General features: G+C 53.4%; 26 protein-coding genes. 15 read left to right on the top strand and 11 right to left on the bottom strand.

The window, feature by feature from the left end:
- The first annotated feature begins 137 nt into the window (after positions 1–137).
- Positions 138–977, top strand: a complete 840-nt coding sequence (gene fabI, locus FKW19_RS06980; RefSeq protein WP_035351437.1) for an enoyl-ACP reductase FabI — start codon at positions 138–140, stop codon at positions 975–977.
- 9 nt (positions 978–986) lie between these two features.
- The gene (aroC, locus tag FKW19_RS06975; RefSeq protein WP_089178919.1) at positions 987–2,057 is read left to right on the top strand and encodes a chorismate synthase; all 1,071 of its coding nucleotides are present in this window, start codon (positions 987–989) and stop codon (positions 2,055–2,057) included.
- A 16-nt stretch (positions 2,058–2,073) separates the two neighbouring features.
- On the opposite strand, the gene FKW19_RS06970 is transcribed toward aroC, so the two are convergent.
- Complete coding sequence (locus FKW19_RS06970) at positions 2,074–2,508, bottom strand: OsmC family protein (protein WP_006115227.1); 435 nt, start codon at positions 2,506–2,508, stop codon at positions 2,074–2,076.
- A 287-nt stretch (positions 2,509–2,795) separates the two neighbouring features.
- On the opposite strand from FKW19_RS06970, the gene FKW19_RS06965 reads away from it, so the two are divergent.
- A complete protein-coding gene (locus FKW19_RS06965) occupies positions 2,796–4,295 on the top strand; it encodes a malate:quinone oxidoreductase (RefSeq protein ID WP_089179912.1) in 1,500 nt (499 codons plus the stop codon).
- A 48-nt stretch (positions 4,296–4,343) separates the two neighbouring features.
- Here FKW19_RS06965 and FKW19_RS06960 read toward each other — a convergent pair whose 3' ends face one another.
- The 4 genes from FKW19_RS06960 to bioB are packed head-to-tail and all read right to left on the bottom strand — an operon-like array spanning position 4,344 to position 7,292.
- A complete protein-coding gene (locus tag FKW19_RS06960) occupies positions 4,344–4,892 on the bottom strand; it encodes a 6-carboxytetrahydropterin synthase (protein WP_089178920.1) in 549 nt (182 codons plus the stop codon).
- Complete coding sequence (gene queC / locus FKW19_RS06955) at positions 4,885–5,625, bottom strand: 7-cyano-7-deazaguanine synthase QueC (protein ID WP_089178921.1); 741 nt, start codon at positions 5,623–5,625, stop codon at positions 4,885–4,887. The genes FKW19_RS06960 and queC overlap by 8 nt, the downstream gene beginning before the upstream one ends.
- Positions 5,626–5,627: 2 nt before the next feature.
- Complete coding sequence (gene queE, locus FKW19_RS06950) at positions 5,628–6,278, bottom strand: 7-carboxy-7-deazaguanine synthase (RefSeq protein ID WP_089178922.1); 651 nt, start codon at positions 6,276–6,278, stop codon at positions 5,628–5,630.
- A 3-nt stretch (positions 6,279–6,281) separates the two neighbouring features.
- The gene (bioB, locus tag FKW19_RS06945; protein WP_035351428.1) at positions 6,282–7,292 is read right to left on the bottom strand and encodes a biotin synthase BioB; all 1,011 of its coding nucleotides are present in this window, start codon (positions 7,290–7,292) and stop codon (positions 6,282–6,284) included.
- 224 nt (positions 7,293–7,516) lie between these two features.
- Here bioB and FKW19_RS06940 point away from each other — a divergent pair, with 224 nt between their 5' ends.
- The 12 genes from FKW19_RS06940 to FKW19_RS06885 all read left to right on the top strand — a co-directional run bounded on the left by FKW19_RS06940 (position 7,517) and on the right by FKW19_RS06885 (position 20,189).
- Complete coding sequence (locus FKW19_RS06940; protein WP_081461399.1) at positions 7,517–7,792, top strand: DUF333 domain-containing protein; 276 nt, start codon at positions 7,517–7,519, stop codon at positions 7,790–7,792.
- 322 nt (positions 7,793–8,114) lie between these two features.
- Positions 8,115–8,879, top strand: coding sequence for a phosphoadenylyl-sulfate reductase (locus tag FKW19_RS06935; RefSeq protein WP_089178923.1), 765 nt, complete (start codon positions 8,115–8,117; stop codon positions 8,877–8,879).
- A 64-nt stretch (positions 8,880–8,943) separates the two neighbouring features.
- Positions 8,944–9,738, top strand: coding sequence for a sulfate adenylyltransferase subunit CysD (cysD, locus tag FKW19_RS06930; protein ID WP_089178924.1), 795 nt, complete (start codon positions 8,944–8,946; stop codon positions 9,736–9,738).
- 28 nt (positions 9,739–9,766) lie between these two features.
- Positions 9,767–11,647, top strand: coding sequence for an adenylyl-sulfate kinase (gene cysC / locus FKW19_RS06925; protein ID WP_089178925.1), 1,881 nt, complete (start codon positions 9,767–9,769; stop codon positions 11,645–11,647).
- A 193-nt stretch (positions 11,648–11,840) separates the two neighbouring features.
- Entirely contained in the window at positions 11,841–12,182 is a 342-nt protein-coding gene (locus FKW19_RS06920) for a DUF2849 domain-containing protein (RefSeq protein ID WP_006115236.1), read from the top strand.
- Positions 12,183–12,215: 33 nt separating this feature from the next.
- Positions 12,216–13,907 (top strand): nitrite/sulfite reductase, encoded by a 1,692-nt coding sequence (locus FKW19_RS06915; protein WP_006115237.1) that lies wholly within the window; start codon positions 12,216–12,218, stop codon positions 13,905–13,907.
- Positions 13,894–14,382, top strand: a complete 489-nt coding sequence (locus FKW19_RS06910) for a DUF934 domain-containing protein (RefSeq protein ID WP_035351716.1) — start codon at positions 13,894–13,896, stop codon at positions 14,380–14,382. The genes FKW19_RS06915 and FKW19_RS06910 overlap by 14 nt, the downstream gene beginning before the upstream one ends.
- Before the next feature lie 15 nt (positions 14,383–14,397).
- Positions 14,398–16,422: a glycosyltransferase N-terminal domain-containing protein gene (locus FKW19_RS06905; protein ID WP_193561073.1), complete on the top strand. Its 2,025-nt coding sequence runs from the start codon at positions 14,398–14,400 to the stop codon at positions 16,420–16,422.
- A complete protein-coding gene (gene lpxK, locus FKW19_RS06900) occupies positions 16,416–17,411 on the top strand; it encodes a tetraacyldisaccharide 4'-kinase (RefSeq protein ID WP_089178927.1) in 996 nt (331 codons plus the stop codon). Before FKW19_RS06905 ends, lpxK begins: the two co-directional genes overlap by 7 nt.
- Positions 17,408–18,331: a lysophospholipid acyltransferase family protein gene (locus FKW19_RS06895; protein ID WP_089178928.1), complete on the top strand. Its 924-nt coding sequence runs from the start codon at positions 17,408–17,410 to the stop codon at positions 18,329–18,331. Before lpxK ends, FKW19_RS06895 begins: the two co-directional genes overlap by 4 nt.
- A gap of 93 nt (positions 18,332–18,424) precedes the next feature.
- On the top strand, positions 18,425–19,252 hold the full coding sequence (locus FKW19_RS06890; protein WP_006115241.1) for an inositol monophosphatase family protein: 828 nt from the start codon (positions 18,425–18,427) through the stop codon (positions 19,250–19,252).
- Positions 19,253–19,343: 91 nt separating this feature from the next.
- Entirely contained in the window at positions 19,344–20,189 is an 846-nt protein-coding gene (locus tag FKW19_RS06885) for a lipid-binding SYLF domain-containing protein (RefSeq protein WP_035351421.1), read from the top strand.
- Positions 20,190–20,244: 55 nt separating this feature from the next.
- Here the strand turns inward: FKW19_RS06885 and mltG are convergent, their stop codons facing one another.
- The 6 genes from mltG to FKW19_RS06855 form a co-directional block, all read right to left on the bottom strand.
- Positions 20,245–21,279: an endolytic transglycosylase MltG gene (gene mltG / locus FKW19_RS06880; protein WP_089178929.1), complete on the bottom strand. Its 1,035-nt coding sequence runs from the start codon at positions 21,277–21,279 to the stop codon at positions 20,245–20,247.
- Entirely contained in the window at positions 21,269–22,579 is a 1,311-nt protein-coding gene (fabF, locus tag FKW19_RS06875; protein WP_006115244.1) for a beta-ketoacyl-ACP synthase II, read from the bottom strand. The genes mltG and fabF overlap by 11 nt, the downstream gene beginning before the upstream one ends.
- Positions 22,580–22,642: 63 nt before the next feature.
- Positions 22,643–22,882: an acyl carrier protein gene (locus FKW19_RS06870; RefSeq protein ID WP_003628807.1), complete on the bottom strand. Its 240-nt coding sequence runs from the start codon at positions 22,880–22,882 to the stop codon at positions 22,643–22,645.
- A gap of 303 nt (positions 22,883–23,185) precedes the next feature.
- Positions 23,186–23,929: a 3-oxoacyl-[acyl-carrier-protein] reductase gene (fabG, locus tag FKW19_RS06865; protein WP_089178930.1), complete on the bottom strand. Its 744-nt coding sequence runs from the start codon at positions 23,927–23,929 to the stop codon at positions 23,186–23,188.
- Positions 23,930–23,951: 22 nt separating this feature from the next.
- Positions 23,952–24,896: an ACP S-malonyltransferase gene (gene fabD, locus FKW19_RS06860; protein ID WP_089178931.1), complete on the bottom strand. Its 945-nt coding sequence runs from the start codon at positions 24,894–24,896 to the stop codon at positions 23,952–23,954.
- Positions 24,897–25,068: 172 nt separating this feature from the next.
- On the bottom strand, positions 25,069–25,584 hold the full coding sequence (locus FKW19_RS06855; protein ID WP_089178932.1) for a YdcF family protein: 516 nt from the start codon (positions 25,582–25,584) through the stop codon (positions 25,069–25,071).
- Positions 25,585–25,602 lie beyond the last annotated feature (18 nt).

The raw sequence follows: 25,602 nt of genomic DNA, 5'->3' as shown, positions 1-25,602 counted from the left end.
TGTGCCTGTTATCATACTCCTACGTTCACCGGGTTTGAAGCATGCGTGTCGCTTTGCTCTTGTTTCAATAGCGTGTGTATGCGACCAACCAGCTAACATTCGGATATTTGAACAACAGAAATAGGTTGAGGTCACGCATGTCTTCTCCCAACGCCACATTGCCTGCTCAGGGAACGCTCATGAAGGGCAAGAAGGGTCTGGTAATGGGTGTCGCTAATGATCGTTCCATTGCATGGGGCATTGCCTCCGCCGTTGCGGCACAGGGTGGGGAGCTTGCATTTACGTATCAGGGCGAAGCTCTGGGCAAGCGCGTGCAGCCTCTGGCAGAAAGCGTAGGCTCCAGCCTGGTTCTGCCCTGCGATGTGACAGATGACGCCGCCATTGATGCTACTTTTGCCACCATTGAAAAAGAATGGGGTGAACTGGACTTTGTGGTGCACGCCATTGGCTGGGCAGACAAGCAGTTCCTGCGTGGGCGGTATGTTGATACCCCGCGTGAAGCGTTTTTGAAGGCGCTGGATATTTCCTGCTATTCCTTTACGGCGGTTGCGCAGCGCGCCTCCAAGCTGATGAAAAATGGCGGTTCTTTGCTTACCCTGAGCTATCTGGGTGCAGAACGTGTCATGCCGCATTATAACGTTATGGGTGTTGCAAAAGCTGCGCTGGAAGCCTCGGTGCGTTATATGGCAACAGATCTGGGGCGTGATGGTATCCGTGTAAACGCCATTTCTGCTGGCCCGATCAAAACCCTTGCTGCCAATGGCATTGGGGATTTCCGCTACATTCTGAAGTGGAACCAGTACAACTCTCCGCTGGAACGCAATGTGGCGTTGGAAGAAGTGGGTGGCGCTGGCCTGTATATGGTGTCTGATCTTTCATCCGGCGTAACGGGTGAAGTGCACCATGTGGATTGCGGTTACCATGTTGTGGGCATGAAAAACCCAACTGCCCCTGATATTTCTGTAGCTGGGGACTGAGGGCGCACCGTGTCTTACAATACCTTCGGACAGCTTTTTCGTGTGACCACATGGGGTGAAAGCCACGGCCCAGCCATTGGCTGTGTTGTAGATGGGTGCCCGCCACGTCTGGCGTTAACAGAAGCGGATATTCAGCCGTTTTTGGATAAGCGCAAGCCGGGGCAATCCGCCTTTACCACACAGCGTAAAGAGCCGGATCAGGTGCGTATTCTGTCTGGCGTGTTCGAAGGGCAGACAACAGGCACGCCTATCTCTTTGATGATCGAAAATACAGATCAGCGCTCGCGCGATTATGGTGATATTGCCCGCACATATCGCCCCGGCCATGCTGATCTGACGTATGATCTTAAATACGGCATTCGTGATTATCGTGGGGGCGGGCGTTCCTCTGCGCGTGAAACGGCTTGCCGTGTGGCGGCTGGTGCGGTGGCGCGTAAGATTCTGGGCGAAGGCGTGCGTATTCGCGCGGCTTTGGTGCAGCTTGGCCCACATGATATCGACCGCACGCGGTGGGATTGGGAAGAGGTAAACCGTAACCCTTTTTTCTGCCCCGATGCCGGTGTGGTGGCGGAATGGGAAGAATATCTTACGGGCATTCGTAAGGCGGGTTCTTCTATTGGTGCCGTAATTGAAGTTGTAGCCGAAGGCGTGCCTGCCGGTTTGGGGGCCCCTGTTTATGGCAAGCTGGATTCAGATCTGGCTGCTGCTCTTATGAGCATCAACGCCGTAAAAGGTGTAGAAATTGGCGATGGATTTGCTTCGGCATCCCTCACCGGGCAGGAAAATGCAGACCCATTATATATCCGAGATGGCAAGCTGATTTTTGGTGCTAACCATGCAGGCGGCATTTTGGGGGGTATTTCCAGCGGTCAGCCTATTGTGGCGCGTTTTGCTGTTAAGCCCACCAGTTCTATGCTCACGCCTGTTCCTTCCATCACCACCGATGGCAAGGAAACGGAAGTGATCACCAAAGGGCGGCATGATCCATGCGTGGGTATTCGTGCCGTGCCTGTGGGGGAAGCCATGATGGCCTGCGTGTTGGCAGACCACCTTATGCGCCATCGGGCACAGATGGGCTAAAAAGCCTACCTTACCTTTAGTCCAGCAAAGTGGCTTCCAAGGTAATGGAGGCCCCTTTGAACAGTTTGGAAACCGGGCAACCTTCCTTAGCTTTTGTGGCCAGTTTTTCAAACTGATCAGCCGTGGCGCCCGGAATACGCGCCTTAAGGGTGAGGTTAACTTTATCTATTTCAAACCCGCCATCCTTTTTGTTCAAGCTGACATCTGCCCGTGTATCAATGGCAGAGGCGGTAAGCCCTGCTTCACCTAAAATAAGCGAAAAAGCCATGGAAAAGCAGGCCGCATGGGCAGCGCCTAAAAGCTCTTCTGGGTTGGAGCCGGGTTTGCCTTCAAACCGGGTATTAAAGCCGTAAGGTTGATCTTTTAAGGCGCCGCTTTCGGTAGAAATTGTGCCTTTGCCTTCCTTAATAGCGCCTTCCCAATGGGCTGTGCCGTATTTGATAATGCTCATGTAAAAACCCTTCCATTTATGTGTGCATGCTAGAAAACCATTCTAACGGTTAGCAGCCCAAACGCCTTTCTGGGGGAATGGTTCAGGAAAAGCTGCCATGCTCTCGCAGAGATGAGCAGGCGAGAGCGGAACGATGTGCCTATAATGCTTTTCAGTTAAAGGCCTGCCGCGCGCGCATACTTCTTTCTTGCATGCAAAAGAAGTTGGGAGCATGTGCAGGTATGGATCCAGCCCTGCCAGCATGTAAGGTGCAAAAGGCAAATACGGCTGACAATGCGGAGACCACGATGAGTTCCACCACGACCGATACCGCTTCTTCTGTTGATGTCGTCCTGATCGGTGGGGGCGTCATGAGCGCCACGCTGGGAACCCTGCTGCGGCAGCTTCAGCCGGACTGGAGCATCAGTATTTTTGAACGCCTGGATAGCGTGGCGGAAGAAAGCTCCAACGCCTGGAATAATGCTGGCACAGGCCATTCCGCCTTGTGTGAGCTAAACTACACACCACAGCAGGCCGATGGCAGCGTTGATATTAGCAAAGCCATTAACGTAAACGAGCAGTTTCAGGTTTCTCGCCAGTTCTGGACATATCTGGTTGAGCAGAACATTCTGGCTTCTGCGCGAGATTTCCTAACCCCCGTGCCGCATATGAGCTTTGTATGGGGGGATAAAAACGTGTCCTTCCTGCAAGCGCGTTACAAGGCGCTGAGTGCGCATCCGCTGTTTTCCGGCATGGAGTTTACGCAGGATCAGGCGCAGATTGCGCAGTGGGCACCACTCATTATGCGTAATCGGCCCGCAGGGCAGAATTTGGCCGTTACCCGCAGCCTGCGTGGTACGGATGTAAACTTTGGTGCATTAACGCGCTTACTGTTTACCTATCTGGTAAGCACCCCGGCTTGCACACTGCATACAAAGCATGATGTGCATGATATTCGCCGGGGTTCAGATGGCCGCTGGGTTATCAAGGTGCAAGACACGCGCCTGAATACCGAGCGTGAGGTTAAGGCGCGGTTTGTCTTTATTGGCGGGGGTGGCGGAGCCCTGCCGCTGTTGCAGAAAACGGGTATTCCAGAATCTCGCGGTGTTGGCGGTTTTCCGGTGAGTGGCCAGTTCCTGCGTTGTACCAACCCGGATATTATTGCCCAGCACCATGCCAAAATTTACGGCAAGGCTTCTGTTGGCGCGCCGCCCATGTCTGTTCCGCATTTGGATACACGCATGATAGATGGCACACCAGCACTGCTGTTTGGCCCATATGCGGGCTTTTCCACCCGGTTCCTGAAAAATGGTTCTCTGATGGATCTGCCGCGTTCCATCCGGGCGGGCAATATCAGCGCCATGCTGGCGGTCGCTCGTGATAACTGGCCGCTCACCAAGTATCTGATCGAACAGGTCATGCAGTCTCACAATGATCGGATAAAGGCGCTGCGTGACTTTATTCCCGATGCCCAAGCCAAGGATTGGGAACTGGTTGTAGCCGGCCAGCGTGTGCAGATTATCAAGAAAGACGCCAAAAAAGGTGGTGTTCTGCAATTTGGTACGGAAGTTATTTCCAGCGCAGATGGATCTGTGGCCGCACTTCTGGGGGCTTCTCCGGGGGCATCTACCGCAGCCCCAATCATGCTGACAGTGCTGAAGAAGTGCTTTGCCAGTAAGCTGCCAGAGTGGGAAGATAAGCTGAAGCAGATTATCCCATCTTACGGCCAGAAACTGGCGGATAATCCGGAACTGTGTGCACAGCTATTTGATAAAACCACCAGCGTTCTGGGGCTGAAGGAAGCCTGATATCGCAGAGAGCCTGCTTGTTATAAGGCAGGCTCTTGTTGCGTTTTATCAGATAAAGGTAACAGGGCTATCGGTGTCGGATATGCTCATATCCGCCCGGTTCCACCAACAATTTTCTGGCGGGCGTGGGGTAGGGATAAACTCCGCCGGATTGCCAGAAAAAGAGACCGTATTTGTGGGTGTTTCCTGAATACTCAGTTCAGAACACCACAAAACGCCGCCTTCTGCTGCCAGAAAGGCGTTTATCTTGGCCATAAGTAGGCAAACCATTAATTCTGTGGTGGGGTCTCCCGGTGTCGTGACAATGCGGGCCGCACGGGCGGGCTCGTTGGTTTGAAACCACGCCAGCAGCGGATCATCTTCTGCAAGCTGCAAGGCATGATCCAGCTTTTCATCCACAAAGCGATGCCACGTGCTTTTGGCTTTCTGGAAGGATACCGGCATATTGCTTTTGCCATCCAGAGGCGCAAAAGATGTGGGTTTTAAGCGTACAGTCACAAACTCATTATGGCCGTGGGGCAGGGCGCAGCTTTCGCTCGCACCATGAATGAGCCGATGCCCCATAGAAAAACGGCGGGTAAAAACAAGATCAGGCATGAGTCTGTGTGCCTTTTTTATGGGCTACGTAGTCATCCCACCCAGATTTACGCAACTGACAAGCAGGGCAGGTGCCGCATCCATGCCCCCATGCATGCAATGTGCCGCGCTCTCCTAAATAACAGGTGTGGCTTTCTTTATTAATAAGTTCAACAAGAGGATGTCCGCCAAGTTCTTCTGCCAGTTCCCATGTTTCGGCCTTATCTAGCCACATCAAAGGTGTGTGCAGAACGTAGCGGGATTCCATACCAAGGTTGAGCGCAACCTGTAGAGCCTTGATGGTATCATCCCGGCAATCCGGGTATCCCGAGTAATCTGTTTCGCATACACCTGTAACAATGTGCTTAATGTCGCGCCGTGCAGCTAAAGCAGCCGCAAAAGTTAGAAAAATAAGGTTTCGGCCTGGTACAAACGTATTGGGCAGGCCATTTTCCGCCATGCTGATTTCAGCATCTCGCGTTAAGGACGTTTCGGAAACCTCGCCCAGTGCGTGCAAGGGCAGGGTGTGGTCATCCCCCAAGCGGCTTGCCCATGTGGGATTCTGATTGACAAGTCCTTGGCGAATACTGGCACGGCATTCCAGTTCAACCGCATGGCGTTGGCCGTAATCAAAACCCAGCGTTTCTACGCGCCCATAGCGTTCCAGCGCCCATGCCAGACAGGTTGCGGAATCTTGGCCACCAGAGAAAAGAACGAGGGCAGATTCCTGTTTATCACGGGCGGGAAGAGGCATGATTAAGGTATTCCGATAAGCTTGTGGGTCTGGAGCGAAAGCCCCCATAAAGGGTGTTCCAGACAGTATTCAATAGCAGCCTGCGTGTTGGCTGCCTGCTGCGGGCCATCCATAGGCTGAAGCCAGAAATGTTGGAAATCAAGATTTTCCACAGAGGCTGGGTCAATGCCCGGCTGAGGGAATACGAGTTTTAGCTCGGTTCCTGCTTTTTGCACCAGTTCAGACCCGGCTTTTGGGCTAATGCACAACCAGTCTATGCCTTTAGGGGCGGCTATTGTGCCATTGCTTTCCACCGCAATGGTAAAGCCTTGGGCGTGCATAGCATTTATCAGGGCGGTATCAAGCTGGAGCAGGGGTTCACCCCCCGTAAAAACAACTAGTTTTTGGCCAGTTGCTTTTACATCCTGCGTGGGCTGTGGCCAAAAACTGGCAATGGTTGCCGCCAGATCTGCTGCGTTTTCAAACTTGCCACCGTTTATGCCATCCGTGCCGATAAAATCGGTATCGCAAAACTGACAGGTGGCTGTAGCCCGATCTTCCTCCCGCCCAGACCATAGGTTGCAGCCCGCAAAGCGGCAGAAAACCGCCGCGCGGCCCGCTTGTCCGCCTTCACCCTGAAGGGTAAGGAAAATTTCTTTAACCGAATACGTCATGAATTATGCAGAAGGCAGGCCAATGCCTGTTGTGTGCATGCCAAGCTTATCCAGCAAAGCTCTGTCACGCGTGGCTTGTGGGTTAGGGGTGGTCAACAAACGTTCACCATAGAAAATAGAGTTGGCACCGGCCAAAAAGCAGAGAGCTTGCGTTTCATCACTCATGTTTTCGCGGCCAGCGGCCAAGCGTACACGGCTTTTGGGCATGGTAATGCGGGCGGCGGCAATCATGCGCACAAAATCAAGCGGTTCCACTTCATCTGCTTTGGCCAGCGGCGTGCCTTCCACTTTGACCAACAGATTGATCGGCACGCTTTCAGGGTGTGCGGGCAGGGTGGCAAGTGCTGTAATCAGGCCCGCACGGTCTGTTTCATTTTCACCCAAGCCCACAATGCCGCCACAGCACACATTAATGCCTGCGTCTCGCACGTTAGAAAGTGTATCCAGCCGTTCCTGATAGGTGCGGGTGCTGATGATTTCTCCATAATATTCCGGCGAAGTATCCAGATTATGGTTGTAGTAATCCAGCCCGGCATCATGCAGTTTGTGGGCTTGTGTGTTATCCAGCATACCTAGTGTTACGCAGGTTTCCATGCCAAGCTGCTTTACGCCTTCAATCATGGCGCACACGGTATCCAGATCGCGCTCCTTGGGAGAGCGCCACGCAGCCCCCATGCAAAAACGGCTGGCACCAGCGGCCTTGGCTTTTTTTGCCTCGGTTAATACAGCTTCCACGGCCATCAACTTATCTGCCTTTACGCCTTGTTCATGCTTGGCGCTTTGGGGGCAGTAGGCGCAATCTTCCGGGCAGCCGCCAGTTTTAATGGAAAGCAGCGTGGAAATCTGGATTTCCGTGGGGTCAAACGTAGCACGATGCAGCGTTTGCGCCCTGAACATCAGTTCAGGAAATGGCAGGTCAAGCAAGGCCTGAACTTCTGCGACCGTCCAATCATGGCGGACTTCCGAAGAGGATGAGACAGAAGAGTGAGCAAGCGGGGAAGAACCATCAGGCATGGAGTGCAAACCGAACCAGATTTATAGAGAAGGAAAGTGATTTATAGCCTTTTTATCGACGCAAGGCCAGTTTTCACGTTGCTTGTTAAAGACATATTCAGGGCTATGCGCCATACTAAATGTTTATAATTCAGCTTGTCACGATGCGGCTGGAATGAAGGAGAACAAAACTAAATGTTTATAATTCAGCTTGTCACGATGCGGCTGGAATGAAGGAGAACAAAATGTCTGCAAAAAAAGGCGTTTCCGGCGCGATCCTTGCTGTAGCAATCACCGGTATTCTGGGGGGCTGCCATGATCAACATGAAGAAAATGCCAACCGTGCTGTGCGGCCGTTGCGGATGCCTAATCCGGCCGCAGTCTATTGTATTAAAAAAGGTGGCACGCTGAGCACCGAAAGCACAGACAAGGGGCAGATCAGCTACTGCCATCTGCCAGACGGCAGCGTGATGGAAGAATGGGAACTGTTCCGTAGGGATAATCCGATGCCCAAAAAGTAATGTGATCGATCGAACATGAATTTTGGCCTGATGCAGGGCGTTTTAACTCGTGAGGGGGCTTTGCATCGGGCATTTTGAGCGCTTTAGGCGGTAGGGTAGATCGATTTTAGGATTTTAGGGCGCCAGAATGAGCATGCGAAAGGACGTGGCGCTGATGTGATTGATGGATCAGGATATTTTTCAAACGGCCATAAATTGTATAAGATATATTATGCCAACAAAATTGACTATAAAACATGAATGCATGAGGGATCGTGTATATAACTATTCATTATGATGGTTAATTGAGGAATGTGACCCTTGCAGCGTTGAACTTTAGGTTGTGAGTTCCTTATTATATCTGTATCACGTCGTTAATTACATTTTCTGTCATACGGGTTTGTGTGTAGTGACCGCTCTTTCTGATGATACAGTAACCATAGCAAAGCAGCTTGTGCCCATGCAGGAGAACCCCGTTCTTCTGCTGCGCAAGGCAAGTGAGCTTTTGGGTGATCGGTTGGCTGTCCTCTCCTCTTTTGGGGCGGAATCTGCATTGCTTCTGGCAATGGTGGCAGAGGCTGATCCGGCTATGAAAGTGCTGTTTCTGAATACCGGGAAACACTTTCCACAAACTCTTGAATATCGGCGGAATTTGGCGGATTTTCTGCATCTTTCCAACGTTCAGGACATTGCGCCACAACCCCAGCAGGTGGAAAATCGAGACCCTACGGGAGAATTGTGGGCGTTTGATCCCGATGCCTGCTGCGCCTTGCGTAAGGTAGAGCCCCTAAAAGTGGCTTCTCTGCCCTATGAGGCTCTGGTTACTGGGCGTAAACGTGGGCAGGCCGCCACAAGATCTACGCTGGAAATTGTGGAATTACGAGAAGATGGGCAACTGCGGCTGAACCCTCTTGCATTTTGGAGTGCGGAAGACATCACGCAGGAAATGCAGCGCCGGGGGCTGCCTCCTCATCCGTTGGTGGCGGAAGGCTATCTTTCCATCGGCTGCGCCCCATGCACGCAACCAGTCAATGGTGATCAGGATGCGCGGGCCGGGCGTTGGGCCGGGTTGAACAAAACCGAATGCGGTATCCACATTAAACACTAACGGGTTCTGGCTGATTTTACCCTCAGCCACATTGTGTCATACACAGGGTTACGGAAACGGAAACATGGATCATCTTGATCAACTCGAAGCTCAGAGCGTTTTTATTCTGAGAGAAGCCTACAGAAAGCTCAAACCTCTGGCCATGCTGTGGTCTTTGGGTAAAGATTCCAATGTTATGGTCTGGCTGGCCAAAAAGGCGTTTCTGGGCCGGGTTCCCTTCCCTGTCATGCATGTTGATACCGGCAAGAAGTTCCCGGAAATGTACAAATTTCGGGATGAATACGCCAAAAAGTGGGATCTCAATCTGCTGTTGGGTGAGTGCCCGCCGGTAGAGGATATGGATCCCTCCCTTCCGCCTGCCGCCCGTTCTGCTGCGCGTAAAACAGCAGGCCTTGCCGCTATGATCGAAAAGCATAAGCTACAGGGTGTTATTGCCGGTATCCGCCGTGATGAGCAGGGAGCGCGCGCCAAGGAACGTGTTTTCAGCCCCCGTGGTGCCAGCCATAAGTGGGATATCCGCAATCAGCCGCCCGAATTCTGGGACCAGTACGCAACCCCACACGAAGAAGGCATGCATATTCGTGTGCATCCGCTGCTGGCTTGGCGTGAAATTGATATCTGGCGTTATATTGAGCGTGAAGGCATTCCGCTGGTTGATCTGTATTTCTCCAAAAATGGCAAGCGCTATCGTTCCTTGGGTGATTCAGACATCACTTTCCCGGTAGAAAGCAATGCTTCCACCTTGGCGGAAGTGATTGAAGAGCTGGAAACAACCAAAACATCTGAACGCGCAGGCCGCGCAATGGATCATGAATCCGAAGATGCTTTTGAACGCCTGCGTGTGGCGGGTTACCTCTGATTACGGCGTGGACTGGAAATAAAATATCATGAGCGAAAAAATTTATTCATCTCAGGATGCCGCCACGCCAATCGTGATTGTGGGGCATGTTGACCACGGCAAATCCACCCTTATCGGGCGCTTGCTGCACGATACGGACAGCCTTCAGGATGGCAAGGTTGCCCAGATTATTGAATCATCCAAAAAGCGCGGCCTGAAGATTGAGTGGAGCTTCCTGCTGGACTCCCTTCAGATTGAACGCGATCAGGGCGTAACTGTTGATTCCACCCGTATTCCGTTCCGCTTGGGGCAGCGCGAATTTGTGATTGTGGATGCACCAGGACACCGCCAGTTCCTACGCAACATGATTACAGGTGCCGCCGATGCAGAAGCCGCAGTACTGGTGGTGGATGCACAGGAAGGTGCGCGTGAACAGACACGCCGCCACGCCATGCTGCTGCACCTTATCGGTATTCGCCACGTTATTGTGCTGCTGAACAAAGTGGATCTGCTTGATTTCGATCAGGCTAAGGTTGAGGCAGTCGAAAAATCCGTAACGGAACTGCTGAACAAGTTGGGGCTGGAAGCGGCCCTGTTTGTTCCGGCTTCTGCGCGTGATGGTGATAACATTGCCAGCCGCTCAGAGCGCTCTCCGTGGTATAAAGGCCCCACGCTAACAGAAGCTCTGGCCAGCGTGCCCTCTCCTGCTTCCCGCTCCGAGCTGGCGCTTCGTCTGCCCGTGCAGGACGTGTACCGTTTTGATAACACCCGTTATGTGGCAGGCCGTGTTGAGCGTGGCCGGGTGCGCGTGGGCGATACCGTTATTATCGGCACACAGAAAACCCCTGCCCGCATTGCATCGATTGAAAGCTGGCATACAGCGCCGCATGTTTCTGCTTCTGCTGGGCAGTCCATCGCAGTCACGCTGGAACCAGACGTGATTCCTGATCGTGGGGATCTGCTGCATCATGCGGATGCACGTCCAATGGAAGCTTCCCGCGTGCGGGCGCGTCTGTTCTGGTTGCGTCAGGAGCCGCTGCGTGTGGGTGAGCATTTCCGCCTGCGTTTGGCTACGGCAGAACACGCCGTTACCGTTACCGCCATTGATAAAGTGGTGGATCTGGATGATCTGACAGAACACCCCGGCACGGAAGTTCCGCCCGAAGGCTTTGCGGAAATTGTGTTGTCTGCGGCAGAAAACATTCAGTTTGACCCGTTCACACCCGGCACAACGGATGGCCGTGGTGTGTTGGTTGACCGCCAGCAGCGTATTGTGGGGGGGGCACCCATTATTGGCCCGGCCAATATTGCAGATGGTGAAAAGGTTATTCATCCAAGCGCCAGCACCGTTACCGTGCAGGATCGTGAACGCGCTAAAGGCCATAAAGGCTCTGTGTTCTGGCTGACTGGTCTGTCTGGCTCTGGCAAAAGCACGCTGGCCCGTGCGGCAGAAACCCGTCTGTTTGCAGATGGTGTGGATGTAACAGTGCTGGATGGTGATACACTGCGCGCTGGTCTGTGCAAGGATTTGGGCTTCTCTGAAGCAGACCGAACCGAAAACGTACGCCGTGCTGCGGAAGTGGCTCGCCTGCTGCGTGATGCCGGTCAGGTTGTTATCGTGGCCTTGATCTCTCCTCTGCGTTCCGATCGTGATCTGGCCCGCCAGATTATTGGCGATGGGTTTGAGGAAGTGTTTGTAGATGCTGATCTGGGCACCTGTGAACAGCGTGACCCCAAGGGGCTGTATGCCGCAGCACGTGCAGGAAAAATCAGTGGCTTTACGGGCATTGATGCCCCGTATGAAGCCCCTGCCAAGCCTGCCCTGCACCTGATAACAGGTAAGGATAGTGTAGAGGCTGCCACAAAAACGCTGGTGACTTTTGTGGAAGACGCCGTGCGTAACAAAGCGGGTGCGCGTGCGCAGTCCTGATTGCGCTCTGGCTTGATAAGGCGGGTGTAAAATACCCGCCTTATTTCCCCTTGCGGGTGGTTGTTAAAAGCATATGTGTATTTTGAGGTGCCGGGGATGCTTCAAGATACGTTATTAATTGGTGGTATATTGATATTCTCGCATCTGTTGTGTAATTCTCAACCTGCACACGGGGGCAGAAAGGGATTAAGCGTTGGATCGGAGAAATAATCGGCGGGATGAACAAGGGCTGAGCGTTGTAACAGCCAACCGTCTGCTTGATGGGCGCATTGTGTGGTTGGATGCGCAAGGAGAATGGCAGCTTTTTATCCAGCATGCGCACCCTTTCCCCAATGCGGAAATGGAACAGATTCTGGCCCGCCAGAACGCAAAAGCGGCTGCGGATGAAGTGGTTGGGGTGTATGGTGTGCAGGTTGCGCAAACATCGTCTGGCCTGCTGCCCATAACCACGCGGGAGCGTATTCGTGCCCTTGGGCCAAGCGTTCATGCCGAGTTCACACCTGCATGGCAGGCTGCGCAACACGCCAGCGCCTGATACCAGCAGAGCAAGACGGACACAGTTAAAGCCATGTCTTATTCCACCCAGCCTGCCCTTTCGGTTGGCCGTTACGCGTATGATGATGTTGATCGTACGTTTCTTAAGCAGCGTGTTGAGCAGTTTCGGGATCAGGTTCAGCGCCGTATCGCTGGTGAGCTGACCGAAGAAGAGTTCAAACCCCTGCGGTTGATGAACGGCCTGTACCTTCAGTTGCATGCTTATATGCTGCGTGTGGCCATTCCGTATGGCACGCTCAGTTCTTCCCAAATGCGCGCTTTGGCACATATCGCCAGAACGTATGACCGGGATTACGGGCACTTTACAACGCGGCAGAATATCCAGTTCAACTGGATCAAGCTGGAAGATACGCCAGATATTCTGAACGTGCTGGCCGATGCAGAAATGCACGCCATTCAAACAAGTGGTAACTGCATTCGTAACGTTACATCAGACCAGTTTGCTGGTGCTGCGGCGGATGAGGTTCTGGATCCGCGCGTGCATGCTGAAATCCTGCGCCAGTGGTCCACCCTGCACCCGGAATTTACGTTTTTGCCACGTAAGTTCAAGATTGCCATTTCCGGCAGCAAGCAAGATCGTGTTGCCGCGCGCTTTCATGATATCGGCCTGCTGGCCCGCAAGGGTGAAAATGGCCGTGCCGTGTTTGAGGTGTATGTTGGTGGTGGCTTGGGCCGTACCCCTATTGTGGGTGTAAAGCTACGAGATGACCTGCCAGAAGAAGATCTGATTGCCTATCTGGAAGCCGTGCTGCGTGTTTATAATGAATACGGGCGGCGCGATAACATGTACAAAGCTCGTATTAAAATACTGGTGCAGGCTTTGGGCGCAGAAGCTTTTCTGGCTAAGGTGAACGCAGAATTTGCAGCTATGGATCGGGCGCGCTATCGCCTGCCACCAGAAATTGTTGCAGCCATTCAGGCTCGCTTTGGCACGCCGGAGTTTCAGTCAGAAAATGGCGCGGCTGATGCGCTGGCTGCTCAACAAAAAGCAGATGCGGCATTTGATACATGGGTACGCACCAACACGCATGCCCACAAACAACCGGGCTATGCATGCGTTACTATATCCTGCAAGCCGGTTGGCGGTATTCCGGGGGATGTTACATCCGCCCAGATGGATCTGCTTGCTGATCTGGCAGATAAATACAGCTTTGGCGAACTGCGCATTACGCATTTGCAAAACGTGGTGTTGGGGCATGTGCGGCAGGATGCTCTGCATGAGCTGTGGCAGATTCTTAAAGCAAATGGGCTAGGCACGGCCAATATCGAGATGGTGACAGACATTATTGCCTGCCCCGGTCTGGATTATTGCGCGCTGGCTAATGCCCGTTCTATTCCCATTGCGCAAAAGCTGAGCGAACGCTTTGGCGATGCCACACTCCAGCAGGAAATTGGTAGCCTACGGCTGAATATCTCTGGCTGCATCAATGCTTGTGGGCATCATCATGCAGGCCATATTGGTATTCTGGGTGTTGATAAACGGGGTGAGGAAGCGTTCCAGATTACTCTGGGCGGCAGCGCGATGGAAGATGCCTCTGTTGGGCAGATTCTGGGGTCTGCACTTTCTGAAGATGAAACGGTTGATGCCGTGGCGCGCATCATAGATACATATCTGGCCCAGCGTGATGCCGGAGAACGGTTTATTGATACGTGCCGCCGCCTTGGCACAGCCCCCTTCAAGGATGCAGCTTATGCCCCTGTTTGAAAACGGCCAGATTATTGAAGACACATGGCTGATTGCACAGGATGGTCAGCCTTTGCCGGAAGGTGATGTGCTGGTGCCGTTGGCGCGTTTGGCTGAAGGGCTGGGCCGTAATGGCAATGGGCGTTTGGGCGTTTTGCTCAAACAGGATGAGCAGGTGGAAAACCTTAAAACCGCCCTGCCCCGGCTTGATGTTGTGTGCCTCACATTCCCTATTTTCCGGGATGGTCGGGCATTTACGCAGGCACGTACCCTGCGTGAACACCTGCACTATGCTGGCAAAATCCGTGTAACTGGGCATTTCCTGCCGGATCAATACGAGTTTTTGCTGCGTTGCGGGGTTGATCAGGTGGTTATTCCTGAAGGCAGCAAACTTGATGTGTGGGAAAAAGCACATCATCGCTTTACCATCGCCTATCAGCCTTCTGTGTTGACCGAAAAGCCGGAAGGTTTTGCGTTCAGGAGATTTCTCTCCTAATCAGGCTGCGTGATTATGCTGCGCACCCTGAAAACAGACTGTAAAATATTGGCCCGCAAGGCTGGCGTATGGAGTTTACGCCAGTACTTGGGATTTGCACTTAAAACCACGCGCTGGACGTTTCGGGTAAACGAACAGGCGTGGCCGCTGTTAACCAGCCAGAATGGGCAAACAGCAGTCGTGGCTTTCTGGCACGAAATACTGCCCCTTACGCCAGCTTTATGGTGGTGGGCCGAGCCTCAGAACCCTCATATCCGCCTGCGTGTGCTGATAAGCCGCAACCGTGATGGCCGCATGATTGCAGATGTGGTGGCCCCGTGGCGTATCTGGTCCATTGCCGGATCATCAGATTCCAAAGGAAAAAACAAAGGTGGTGCTGCGGCGCTTAGGCGGATGCGTGCAAGCTTGCGCAATGCCACCCTTGTTGCCATCACGCCGGATGGGCCGCGTGGCCCACGCAGGCAGGCACAGCAAGGTACACTGGCTCTTGCCAAGCTGGCGGGTAAACCCATTGTGCTGGTGGGCGCAACATGCACCGGCATACGGCTGAAAACATGGGATCGGATGATTTTTCCGCTGCCTTTTGGTCATGGCACTATGGCATGTGCTCCACCCATAGATATGCGGCGGCATAATCAGGAAGAAAGCAGAGGCGGCGAAACTTTTACCCAACAGTTGGAACACGCGCTGGATAATATGATGCACCTAGCGCAACAGCCTTCCAGCATGTCTTCTCCCGCAGGTTATTCGCAAGAAAAAGTAGCCCTTAGCCCACTTTCTCTTATACCTTCGCGCGTGTGGCAGGTGGCAGCCTCTGTTCTTTCTCCCGCTTTGCCCTTTTTTCTGAGATGGCGGCAAACCAAAGGAAAAGAAATTCCAGCCCGTGTGCGGGAAAAAATGGGTTTTCCTTCACTGCCTCGGGGCGGCGGAAATCTGGTTTGGTTCCATGCCGCCAGTGTGGGAGAAACCGTTTCCATCCTGCCGCTTGTTGCCGTGTGTTTGGCGCAAAAAGCTGATCTTCAGGTATTGGTCACAACAGGCACGGTAACGGCTGCACGTTTATTGGCACAGCGCGTTGTAAATCCGCGCGTTGTACACCAGTTTATGCCTTTGGATGTGCCGCGTTGGGGCAGACGCTTTTTAGATTACTGGCAGCCAAAAGTCGCTGTTTTTACAGAAAGCGAATTGTGGCCCAACATGCTGGGGCTATGCCATACGCGTAATGTTCCTGTCATGCTGGTTAATGGCCGCATGTCTGCATCTTCCTTTAAAGGATGGCAGCGTATGGGGGGAGTGGCACGGCGCATGTTGGAGCGTTTTGCGTGGGTTTCTGCCCGCTCTGATGAAGATGCACAGCGGCTGCAACAACTTGGCGCCACCAAGCTGCTTGAAACGGGAGACCTAAAAATAGCCGCCCCACCCTTGCCAGTAGATAAAGCCGAACTGGCACGCCTGAAAGAATGTTTGGCAGGACGCAGAATTTTGGCTGCGGTTTCCACGCATCCAGGTGAAGAGCAGCAGATTGCGCAGGCAGCCAAGCTTATCCGGCGTGATTACCCGGATGTGTTGGTGCTGGTTATTCCACGCCACCCAGAGCGTGGGGCAGACTTAAGCGTAATGCTGGGGTATGTGCCACGCCGTGGGGCTGGCCAGATTCCGACAGAAGATGATCTGCTTTGGGTGTGTGATACGTTGGGTGAGTTAGGGCTATTTTTCCGTTTGGCGCCCTGTGTGTTTATTGGCAACAGCCTGCCCGGCGTGCTGGGCGGCGGCGGTGGGCATAATCCGTTCGAGCCCGCTCGGCTGGGGTGTGCCATTGCATCTGGCCCATTGGTGCAGAACTTTACAGATGCCTTCCAGCACATGGCGGCAGGCGTTACGATTGTAAGCAACGCGCAGGAGCTGGCGGTATGGGCGCGGGACATGTTCGCAAACCCTTCCAAGCGCCAACAACTGGGTGAGAATGTGCAGCACATTGCGACAGCCAACGCAGATCTGCCGGAACGTCTGGCCAAGCATATTCTAGCGCAAATATGGTAAAGCTGCGCGCTCCCGCGTTTTGGAGCCAGCCTTCTGCAAAAATAAGGCCGCTTCTGTTATCTCCATTTGCGGGCATTGTAGCGGCAATAACGGCACGCAAGCAGCACCAGCAGGGCTGGACTGCTCCGGTGCCCGTGCTGTGCTGCGGAAATATTTCTGTAGGTGGCGCAGGCAAAACCACAGTTGTATTGGATTTAGCTGCCCGTCTGCTCCGCCGTGGTAAAAAGCCCCACATTCTCACGCGAGGATATGGCGGACGCCTACGTACAACAACACAAGTAAACCCGGCACAGCACACCGCGCAGGATGTGGGGGATGAACCCTTGCTGCTGGCACAGCTTTGCCCTGTATGGGTTGGCGCAGATCGTGCGGCTTCCGCCCGTATGGCTGTGGCTCATGGCGCAGATTGCTTGTTGATGGATGATGGGTTTCAAAATCCATCCCTCTACAAAAATCTGTCCTTGCTGGTGGTGGATGGTGGCGTAGGCTTGGGCAATGGTTACGTATTGCCCGCCGGCCCGTTAAGAGAGCAGCCAGCGCAGGCTTTTGCGCGTGCACAGGCCACAGTTTTGATCGGGCCAGATAAAACAGAATTTCTGGCGCGGTTCGGGCACGTGGCGCCACATGTTATGCAGGCAGAACTTCAACAGTCCGATACTGTCAGCGCGTTACAAGGGCAGCGTTGCGTAGCTTTTGCGGGGCTGGGGCGGCCAGAAAAATTTTTTGAAGGGCTTAAAAACTGCAACATCACATTAGCGCAGACCGTAGCCTTTCCTGATCATTATTTTTATAAACAAAAAGATTTAAAGCGTCTGACAGATATGGCTGTCTCTCTGCAGGCGTGTTTGGTGACAACCCCCAAGGATGCCGTGCGTTTGCCTGAATATTTCCGTCAGAAAGTACTTACCGTAGGGGTGGATATGGTGTGGCAGAACCCAGCCGCGCCTGAGGCCTTGCTGAACCAGTTTTTGAATGGATCAGCAGGATGAGCAGCAAAGCCCTTACAGCCACTTTGATGCAGGCAGAAGCTCTTCTGGCAAGCGGTCTGCTAAAGTTTCTTACATGGCTTGGCCCTTCTGCCGCTTCCAATGTTGCCGGGCGTGTCTGCCGTTTTATTGGCCCTAAACTGCCGGTTTCTGGGGTGGCATATCGCAATCTGGAACTAGCTATGCCAGAGCTAAACCCACAACAGCGGCGCCAGATTGTGCATGGTGTGTGGGAAAATCTCGGCCGCACGGTTGGAGAGCTGCCTCATATAGCGGCCTTGAAGGAAAACACGCGCTCTGGCCCCGGTTTTGAGGTTAAGGGTGCAGAATATCTGGAAGAACAGGCCCGCAAAGGTGGATCTGTTCTGTTTGTGTCTGGCCATATCGGAAATTGGGAAATGCTGCCCCCCGGTGTTGCACGGCATGGCACGCCTTTTGCCTCTTTTTACCGCGCAGCAGGCAACCCGCTAATAGATGGCATGATCCGCCGGTTGCGTGATAAAGCCATGGGCAACACGCCTGTGCCGCTATTTGCCAAAGGTGCCAAAGGCGCGCGGGAGGCGCTTTCCTACGTCTCCAAGGGTGGCAGGCTGGGTATGCTGGTTGACCAGAAAATGAATGATGGCATTGAGGTCTCATTCTTCGGCCACCCCGCAATGACAGCCCCTGCCCTTGCCGCTATGGCGCTACGTTATCGCTGCCCTGTTATTCCCGGCTATGTAGAGCGCCTTGGCCCAGCCCGGTTGCGTATTGTGGTTGAGCCACCGTTGGACCTGCCAGATACGGGAGACCGCAAGCAGGATCTGCACATATTAGCGCAGATGATTAATGATCGCCTTGAAACATGGATAAGGCGCAAGCCAGAAAGCTGGCTGTGGTTACACCGGCGTTGGCCCAAGGAACTTTATAAGCGCAAAGCCTAGTGTTTTGGGCATGTGCATGCAAGGCATAGGCCGAATGCAGGCCTGCGCGCTCGTCTTGCTGCCTGTAAAGGCGTATGATGTGTTCAGCCTTTAATGCCTTATTTTATCAGGAGTTACAGCAATATGTCTTCACCCAGCCCTGCCCTTGCCACACGTTTGGAAGCCGCGCGGGCTGTGGTGCATGATGCCGCACAGATGGCCATGGCTATGCGTCCGCCACCGGGTGGGCCGCAGGCATCGCAAAAATCTGCACAGGACTGGCTGACAGAAACAGACGGTGCAGTAGAAGCCTTTATTGCCAACCGCATGAAAGCGCTTTTCCCCGATGATGGCTTCCAGGGGGAAGAAGGCGGCGTGGCACGCACAGGCAGCCTGCGCTGGGTGGTGGACCCTATTGATGGCACATCCAACTATGCACGCGGTCGCTGTCGGTGGTGTATTTCTCTTGGCTTGCTGGATGGAGATGAACCCGTTGCGGGTGTGATTGATGCTCCCGCTTTGGGCGAAGTCTATACTGCCCTGCGTGGATATGGCGCGTTTTTGAATGGCAAGCGCATTCAGGCTTCTCCGGTGAAGGACCCCGCCAGTTCCATGATTGAAATGGGCTGGAGCAACAGAGTGCCCAAACCTGTGTTCATGGAAAAAATGGATGCCATTATGGCAATGGGCACCATGCCGCGTTCTGGCGGATGTGGTGCGCTGGCGCTGGCTGACGTGGCAAGCGGGCGGCTGGATGGCTATATTGAAATCGTTATTAACCTGTGGGATGTGGCTGCCGCCCTGCCCTTGCTGGCAGAAGCTGGCGCACGAGTTTCACCTTTTCTGCAGGAAGGCGGGCTGACAGGGCCAGCTACAATTATGGCAGCAAACCCGCATATTGCGCAGGCTCTTTCCGAGGCCGTGTCCATTCCGCTGGCATAAATGAAAAACATGCACGCAGGGCCTTTCTGCGGCCACAAAAGCGTGCTTTCTAGCAGATCATATTTACCGGCTTATTGTGGAGAATTCCGGCATGCGTCTGGTTACTCATCTTTCTTCTGCTTCTTTGGCTTTGGCCGCAGCATTTTCTCTGTGTGTTGCAGCGCCGGCTCAGGCGGCTGATAAGCCGCAGGCACTGGTTGATAAGGCAGCCCTGAGCGTGCAGGATGTTTTTGTAGGTGCAACCAGCCGAAGTCCGATGGTAACCAATCTGGCTAAAGCGCGTGCTGTCATGGTGTGCCCAGATATGTTCCGCATGTCTATTGCATTTGGCGGCGCACATGGTGGCTGCCTGCTGCTGGCGCGTGATGCGCGCGGCTCGTGGTCTGATCCGGCATTTTACACCCTCAGCACCGCATCGTTCGGTTTGCAATTTGGGGTGCAGAGTTCCGAGATAGTTTTCTTTGTCATGACGGATCGCGGCTTGCAGGCTCTGCTGGATAGCCAGTTCCAGTTTTCTTCCAATGCAGGCGCCTCTTTTGCCAGCATGAGCACGGCAGTTGCTAAAGGGAATGCGGGTGCACGCAACACGGATATTCTGATTGCCCAGAAATCTCAGGGTGTATTTGCCGGTGCTTCTCTGGGAGGCAGCAAGCTGACAGTGAACAGTGATGCTAACCGTGAATACTACAAGCAGAGTGTTGGGCCGGAAGATATTGTGGTGAGCATGCGTGTGAATAACCCGGATGCAGACCCCCTGAGGAGTGTGCTGATGCGTTATGCAGCCATGGCAAAAAACGTAAGTGCATCTTCTACATCCTCACGCGCATCTAACAGCAACACGGTTTCTCAGAGCGATGCAGATGCTCTGGCAGCAGATACCGTTGGGGCATCTGGCGGTGGTGGTATCAAGCAGGAAAGCCTGAGCCCGTCTAGATAAGTTTTTTCTAGGTTAAAAAATTAAGCGCTTTCTGCCCTTATGGGGTAGAAGGCGCTTAATGCGTATTATGCTGCCGAAAAGCAGAAACATTCCGATTATGTTCAGCCAGAGTGGTGGAAAAATTATGCCCACCATTGCCATTGGCCACAAAGAAAAGCGCATCTCCACTGGCAGGATGTGCTGCCGCTTCTAATGCGGACATGCCGGGCGAGCAGATAGGCCCGGGAGGCAACCCTGTAACAACATATGTATTATATGCGTCTGGCGTAGCAAGATCAGTGCGCGTAAGTGCGCGGCCCAACGGCGGGTTACCATGTGTTATGGCATAAATCACGGTTGGATCTGTTTGCAATTTCATGCCTTTTTGCAAGCGGTTTAGAAAAACACGTGCAACCATGGGCCTTTCTGCAGGTAAGGCTGTTTCTTTTTCTATCAGGGATGCCAGAATAAGCAGAAGCTGTGGGGATGGTATCATGCCATCAAGGGCTGGATCATGCTTTTGCCAGACAGTATCTAGCGCCGTTTGCATGGCGTTTTGCGCACGTTTTACAATATCCGCACGTTCGCTATTTCGCAGGTAATTATAGGTTTGCGGTAATGTGCTGCCTTCTGTGGGCAAGGGTGTTTCGCCCTCTAAAAAAGGAGCAGAGGCAATAACAGCTTGGATCTGACGGGCAGAAAGCCCTTCAGGAATGGTCAGCTTATGTAAAACAGGTTTACCATGCCGCAGAATAAACAGCACATCCTGCATGGAAACATGCTGCGGAAAATGCAGTTCTGCCGCGTGTAGCTGGCCGCTTTTACGTGTAAGAGAAATGGCCGCGACAAACAGCTTATCTGTGAACCAGCCAGATGGCAGCACCTGCGCGTGTTGCAGTGCATTTAAGGTGCTGGCGTAACCACCGTGTGGCACAACAACATCCGTAGCTTCTGGCAAAAGCCCCGATTTTATATAGCTATACCATGCAAAAAAACCTGTTCCTCCCCCTGCTAATGCAGAAAGAAGAAACAGGCCCCCTAGCCATTTCAGGGCAGCACGACCTTTTTTGGTAGGCTGTTTTGCAGGCTTTCTTTTTGGTTTAGACGCCACGCACAATCAGGCTGGCATTTGTGCCGCCAAATCCAAAGCTGTTAGAAAGAGCCACGTTGATTTCCCGCTGCTGCGCTGTATGGGCAATGCGGTCAATCACGCTTTCGCGCGATGGGTTATCCAAGTTCAGCGTAGGCGGCGCCACGTTGTCCCGAATAGCCAGAATGGAGAAAATGGCTTCTACTGCACCAGCCGCGCCAAGCAAATGGCCTGTGGCCGATTTGGTGGAAGACATGGCCAGCTTACGAGCATCATCACCAAACAGGCGTTCAACAGCTTCCAGCTCAAGGTCATCCGCCATGGTGGAGGTGCCGTGGGCGTTAACATAGTTGATGTCTGCCGGGGTAAGATCTGCACTTTTCAGTGCAGCGCGCATGGCACGGTATGCCCCGTAATGGCCTTCTGCCGGTGCGGTAATGTGGTATGCATCACCAGACATGCCATAGCCGATAATTTCGCCATAAATTTTGGCGCCACGGGCTTTGGCGTGTTCATATTCTTCCAGCACCACAACGCCGGAACCTTCACCCATTACAAAACCATCACGGTCTTTATCCCATGGGCGGGAGGCTTTTCCGGGGGTGTCATTAAAGCCGGTAGATAGCGCACGGGCTGAGCAAAAGCCAGCAATGCCCAACGGGCAAACGGTTGCTTCTGCACCACCAGCTACCATTACGTCGGCATCACCAAACATGATAATGCGCGCGGCATCACCAATGGCATGCACGCCGGTAGCGCAAGCCGTAACAACTGAATGATTTGGCCCCTGAAAACCATATTTGATGGAAACATGGCCAGAAACCAGATTGATGAGAGCGGACGGGATAAAGAACGGCGAAAGACGCCGCGCCCGACCTTCATGCACGGTAATGGAGGCATCATAGATGGTTTGAAGACCACCAATGCCAGAGCCAATCATTACACCGGTGCGGCATTTATCTTCTTCGGTTTCGGGTTTCCAACCGGAATCCTCCACCGCTTCCGTTGCTGCCACCAACCCCATGTGAATGAAGCGGTCCATTTTGCGCTGGTCTTTGGGGGAAATCCACTCGGAAAGTGTAAGCTTTCCTTCTGCGGTCGGCCCTTCCGGCACTTCCCCAGCCACATGGGCCGGCAGATCGCTTGGGTCGAACTGCGTGATTCTACCAATCCCGCTTTCGCCTGCAATCAGACGTGACCATACGTTTTCAACACCCAGACCCAGAGGTCCGACGATGCCCATTCCGGTGACGACTACCCGTCTCCGTCCAGAATTTACTCCGGCCGACTGCAACAAACCAGCCCGCTCCCTGTTCTGCACGTATATGGTCCCTCAAATAGTAGAGGGACCCACAGTTCCGTTAAACGCAAAATTACCTGAAAATCAGGCAGCTTTTTGCTTTTCGATGTAATCGATAGCATCTTTAACGGTGGTGATTTTTTCCGCTGCATCTTCCGGGATTTCGACATTGAAGGCTTCTTCAAACGCCATCACCAGCTCAACGGTATCAAGGCTGTCAGCGCCCAGATCATCGATGAACGATGCATCCGGTGTGACCTTGCTTTCCTCGACGCCGAGATGCTCGACCACGATTTTCTTAACCTTATCAGCGATTTCGCTCATCTGTCTTTGTATCCCATAGGCCCGGTTTTACATGCGGGCAGGTTGTTCTGGTGCCTGCTCTACCACAATCCCTATTGGTGGAAGAATAGAAAACAGCACTGCTTCCGTTATTCTTCCCCAGCAACAGGGGTTGCGGGCGCTTAGCACGTTTTTCCATCACAAGCCAAGGCAAACCGGAAAAGTCTTTCTTCCGCCCCCTTGATTATGCGCGTGTTTGCATAGTCTGTCTGCCACATCTGAAAGTATTTTGCACCCTCTCTTCTGCGCAGACATTCTAGAGGCCAAATTTAAGGGAGAACTCCCTTAAACCATTGCCATACCGCCGTTTACGTGCAGCGTGGTGCCTGTAATCCATGCGGCTTCGTTTGATGCCAGATAGAGCACGGCAGAAGCCACATCTTCTGGCTGGCCTAGGCGGCCCAGTGGAATCGCACCCAGCAGTTTTTCTTTTTGCGCATCGGGCAGAACGTCTGTCATGGGGGTAACAATAAAGCCTGGGGCCACAACATTTACCGTAACGCCACGCGAACCGGCTTCCTGCGCCAAGGATTTGCTCATGCCCACAATGCCTGCTTTTGCAGCCGCATAGTTGGCCTGCCCAGCATTGCCGGTGGAACCGATAACCGAGGAAATATTGATAATACGCCCTGCCCGGCGGCGCAGCATGCCCTTAAGTGCGGCACGGCACAGCCGGAAAGGAGAGGACAGATCAACGTTTAGAACCTGATCCCAGTCTTCATCTTTCATGCGTAGGGCCAGCATATCGCGCGTAAGGCCCGCGTTGTTGACGAGAATATCAACAGGCGTCCCAGCTGCTTCTTCCGCTTTGGCAATAAGGCCATCGGCTTCTGTTGGATCAGAAAGGTTGGCAGCCACGTAAAATGCACGCCCTTCCCCCAGTTCTTCCGCCTGCTTCTGCAACACGGCTTCACGCGTGCCAGACAGCACAACCTTTGCACCCTGTGCGTGCAGCAAACGCGCAATGGCGCTGCCAATACCGCCTGTTGCGCCTGTAACCAGTGCGGTTTTTCCGTCCAGTTTGAACATAATTTTTGTTTACCCGCTGTTTTTACAAAGTTTTCAGGAAAGATTCGATATCGGCTGGCGTGCCCACAGAAAGGCCAGATACTTCGGAATCAATGCGCCGCACCAAGCCAGAAAGCACCTTGCCTGCACCAATTTCTACAAATGTATCCACACCCATGCCGACCATAGCGGCCACACTTTCCCGCCAGCGCACACGGCCAGTAACCTGACGCACCAGATTTTGCCGAATCGTATCGGTATCCGTTTCGCGCTCGGCTGTTACGTTGGCAATTACGGGCACAATCGGGGCGGTAATGTCAGCTTTGGCTAATGCTTCGGCCATCACATCTTCTGCTGGCTTCATGAGCGAAGAATGGAATGGTGCAGAAACCGGCAGCTTGAGTGCGCGCTTGATCTTCAATTCTTTGGCGATAGCAATGGCTTCATCAATACCTGCAATCTTGCCGGAAATAACAATCTGGCCGCCGCCGTTATCATTGGCAATTTCTACATCGCCTTTGGCAGAGGCTTTGGTGCAGATATCTTCTGCCTGTGCCAATGTTACGCCAATCAGGGCCGCCATGCCGCCTTCCCCAGCGGGAACGGCTTTCTGCATGGCCTGCCCGCGCAGCCGTAGCAGGCGTGCGGCTTCTGCCACACCAAAGGCACGCCCCGCGGCCAGAGCAGAGTATTCCCCCAGAGAATGCCCAGCAAGCAACGTAACTTTGCCAGCAAGATCCAAACCGCCATCCTGTTCCAGAACGCGCAGAACAGCCATGGACACAGCCATAAGCGCAGGCTGAGCGTTTTCTGTGCTGGTAAGGCTTTCTATCGGGCCTTCAAAAATGATTTTGGAGAGTTTTTCGCCCAGGGCGTCATCAACTTCTTCAAAAACAGAACGCGCCGCAGGAAAAGCCTCTGCAAGCTCCTGCCCCATGCCAACAGACTGGCTGCCCTGTCCGGGAAAAACAAATGCGTAAACGGCCATGATACTCACTGTTCCAAATTTTTCCTTGCCAAACGGATGGAAGCCACCTGCTTTGGCAAGATCATGAACTGCACGGGCTGCTTTCTATGCTTTGCGCAATATGGCGGCCCATAAAAAGGAAGCCACGCAAAACGCAGACCGGCAGGAAATCGGGGGCAGAATACGGCGCAGTTTAACGCCGCACAATACGCCAGCCCAGAACAAGCAGTGCATCCCAAGGCAGGGCAAGGCATTCATGCGCGATACGTAGGAGTTTTTTGCGCATGTTGGGAACATGCGGCTGAGCACGTAAAAATGGCACGGGCTGCACTTTCCACCCCGCAAGACGCATGAGCAAAACACAGCGCGGTAGGTGCAAAGGGCTGGAAACAACCGCTATGGGCTGAGCCGTAAGATAGCCTGCCCGGCGTAGCAGATGCGTGCAAGCAACAGCGGAATCAAACGTATCTCCTGCCGTGGGCTCGGGCAGAATATATTTTGGAGCAATACCAGCCTTTAACAGGCAGGCGGCCATAACGTCTGCTTCCGTCTGGCCATTTTGTGGCACGCCACCTGTAGGAATATACATAACAGGCCCATGCGTAGCGCCAAACATAAGCGCAGAATGCACTCTGTTTAACAGCGCAACAGACGGGCTGCCATCCGGGTTGAGGGCTGCACCAAAAATAATGACGGGCAGTGCTGACATTTCAAATCTCTTTCCCGC

Origin of the sequence: Acetobacter sp. DmW_125128, from assembly GCF_008704325.1 — a bacterium.
Lineage (GTDB): Bacteria > Pseudomonadota > Alphaproteobacteria > Acetobacterales > Acetobacteraceae > Acetobacter > Acetobacter oryzifermentans.
Note: the sequence above shows the minus strand (reverse complement) of the source record. Positions and strands in the feature narration are given on the sequence as shown.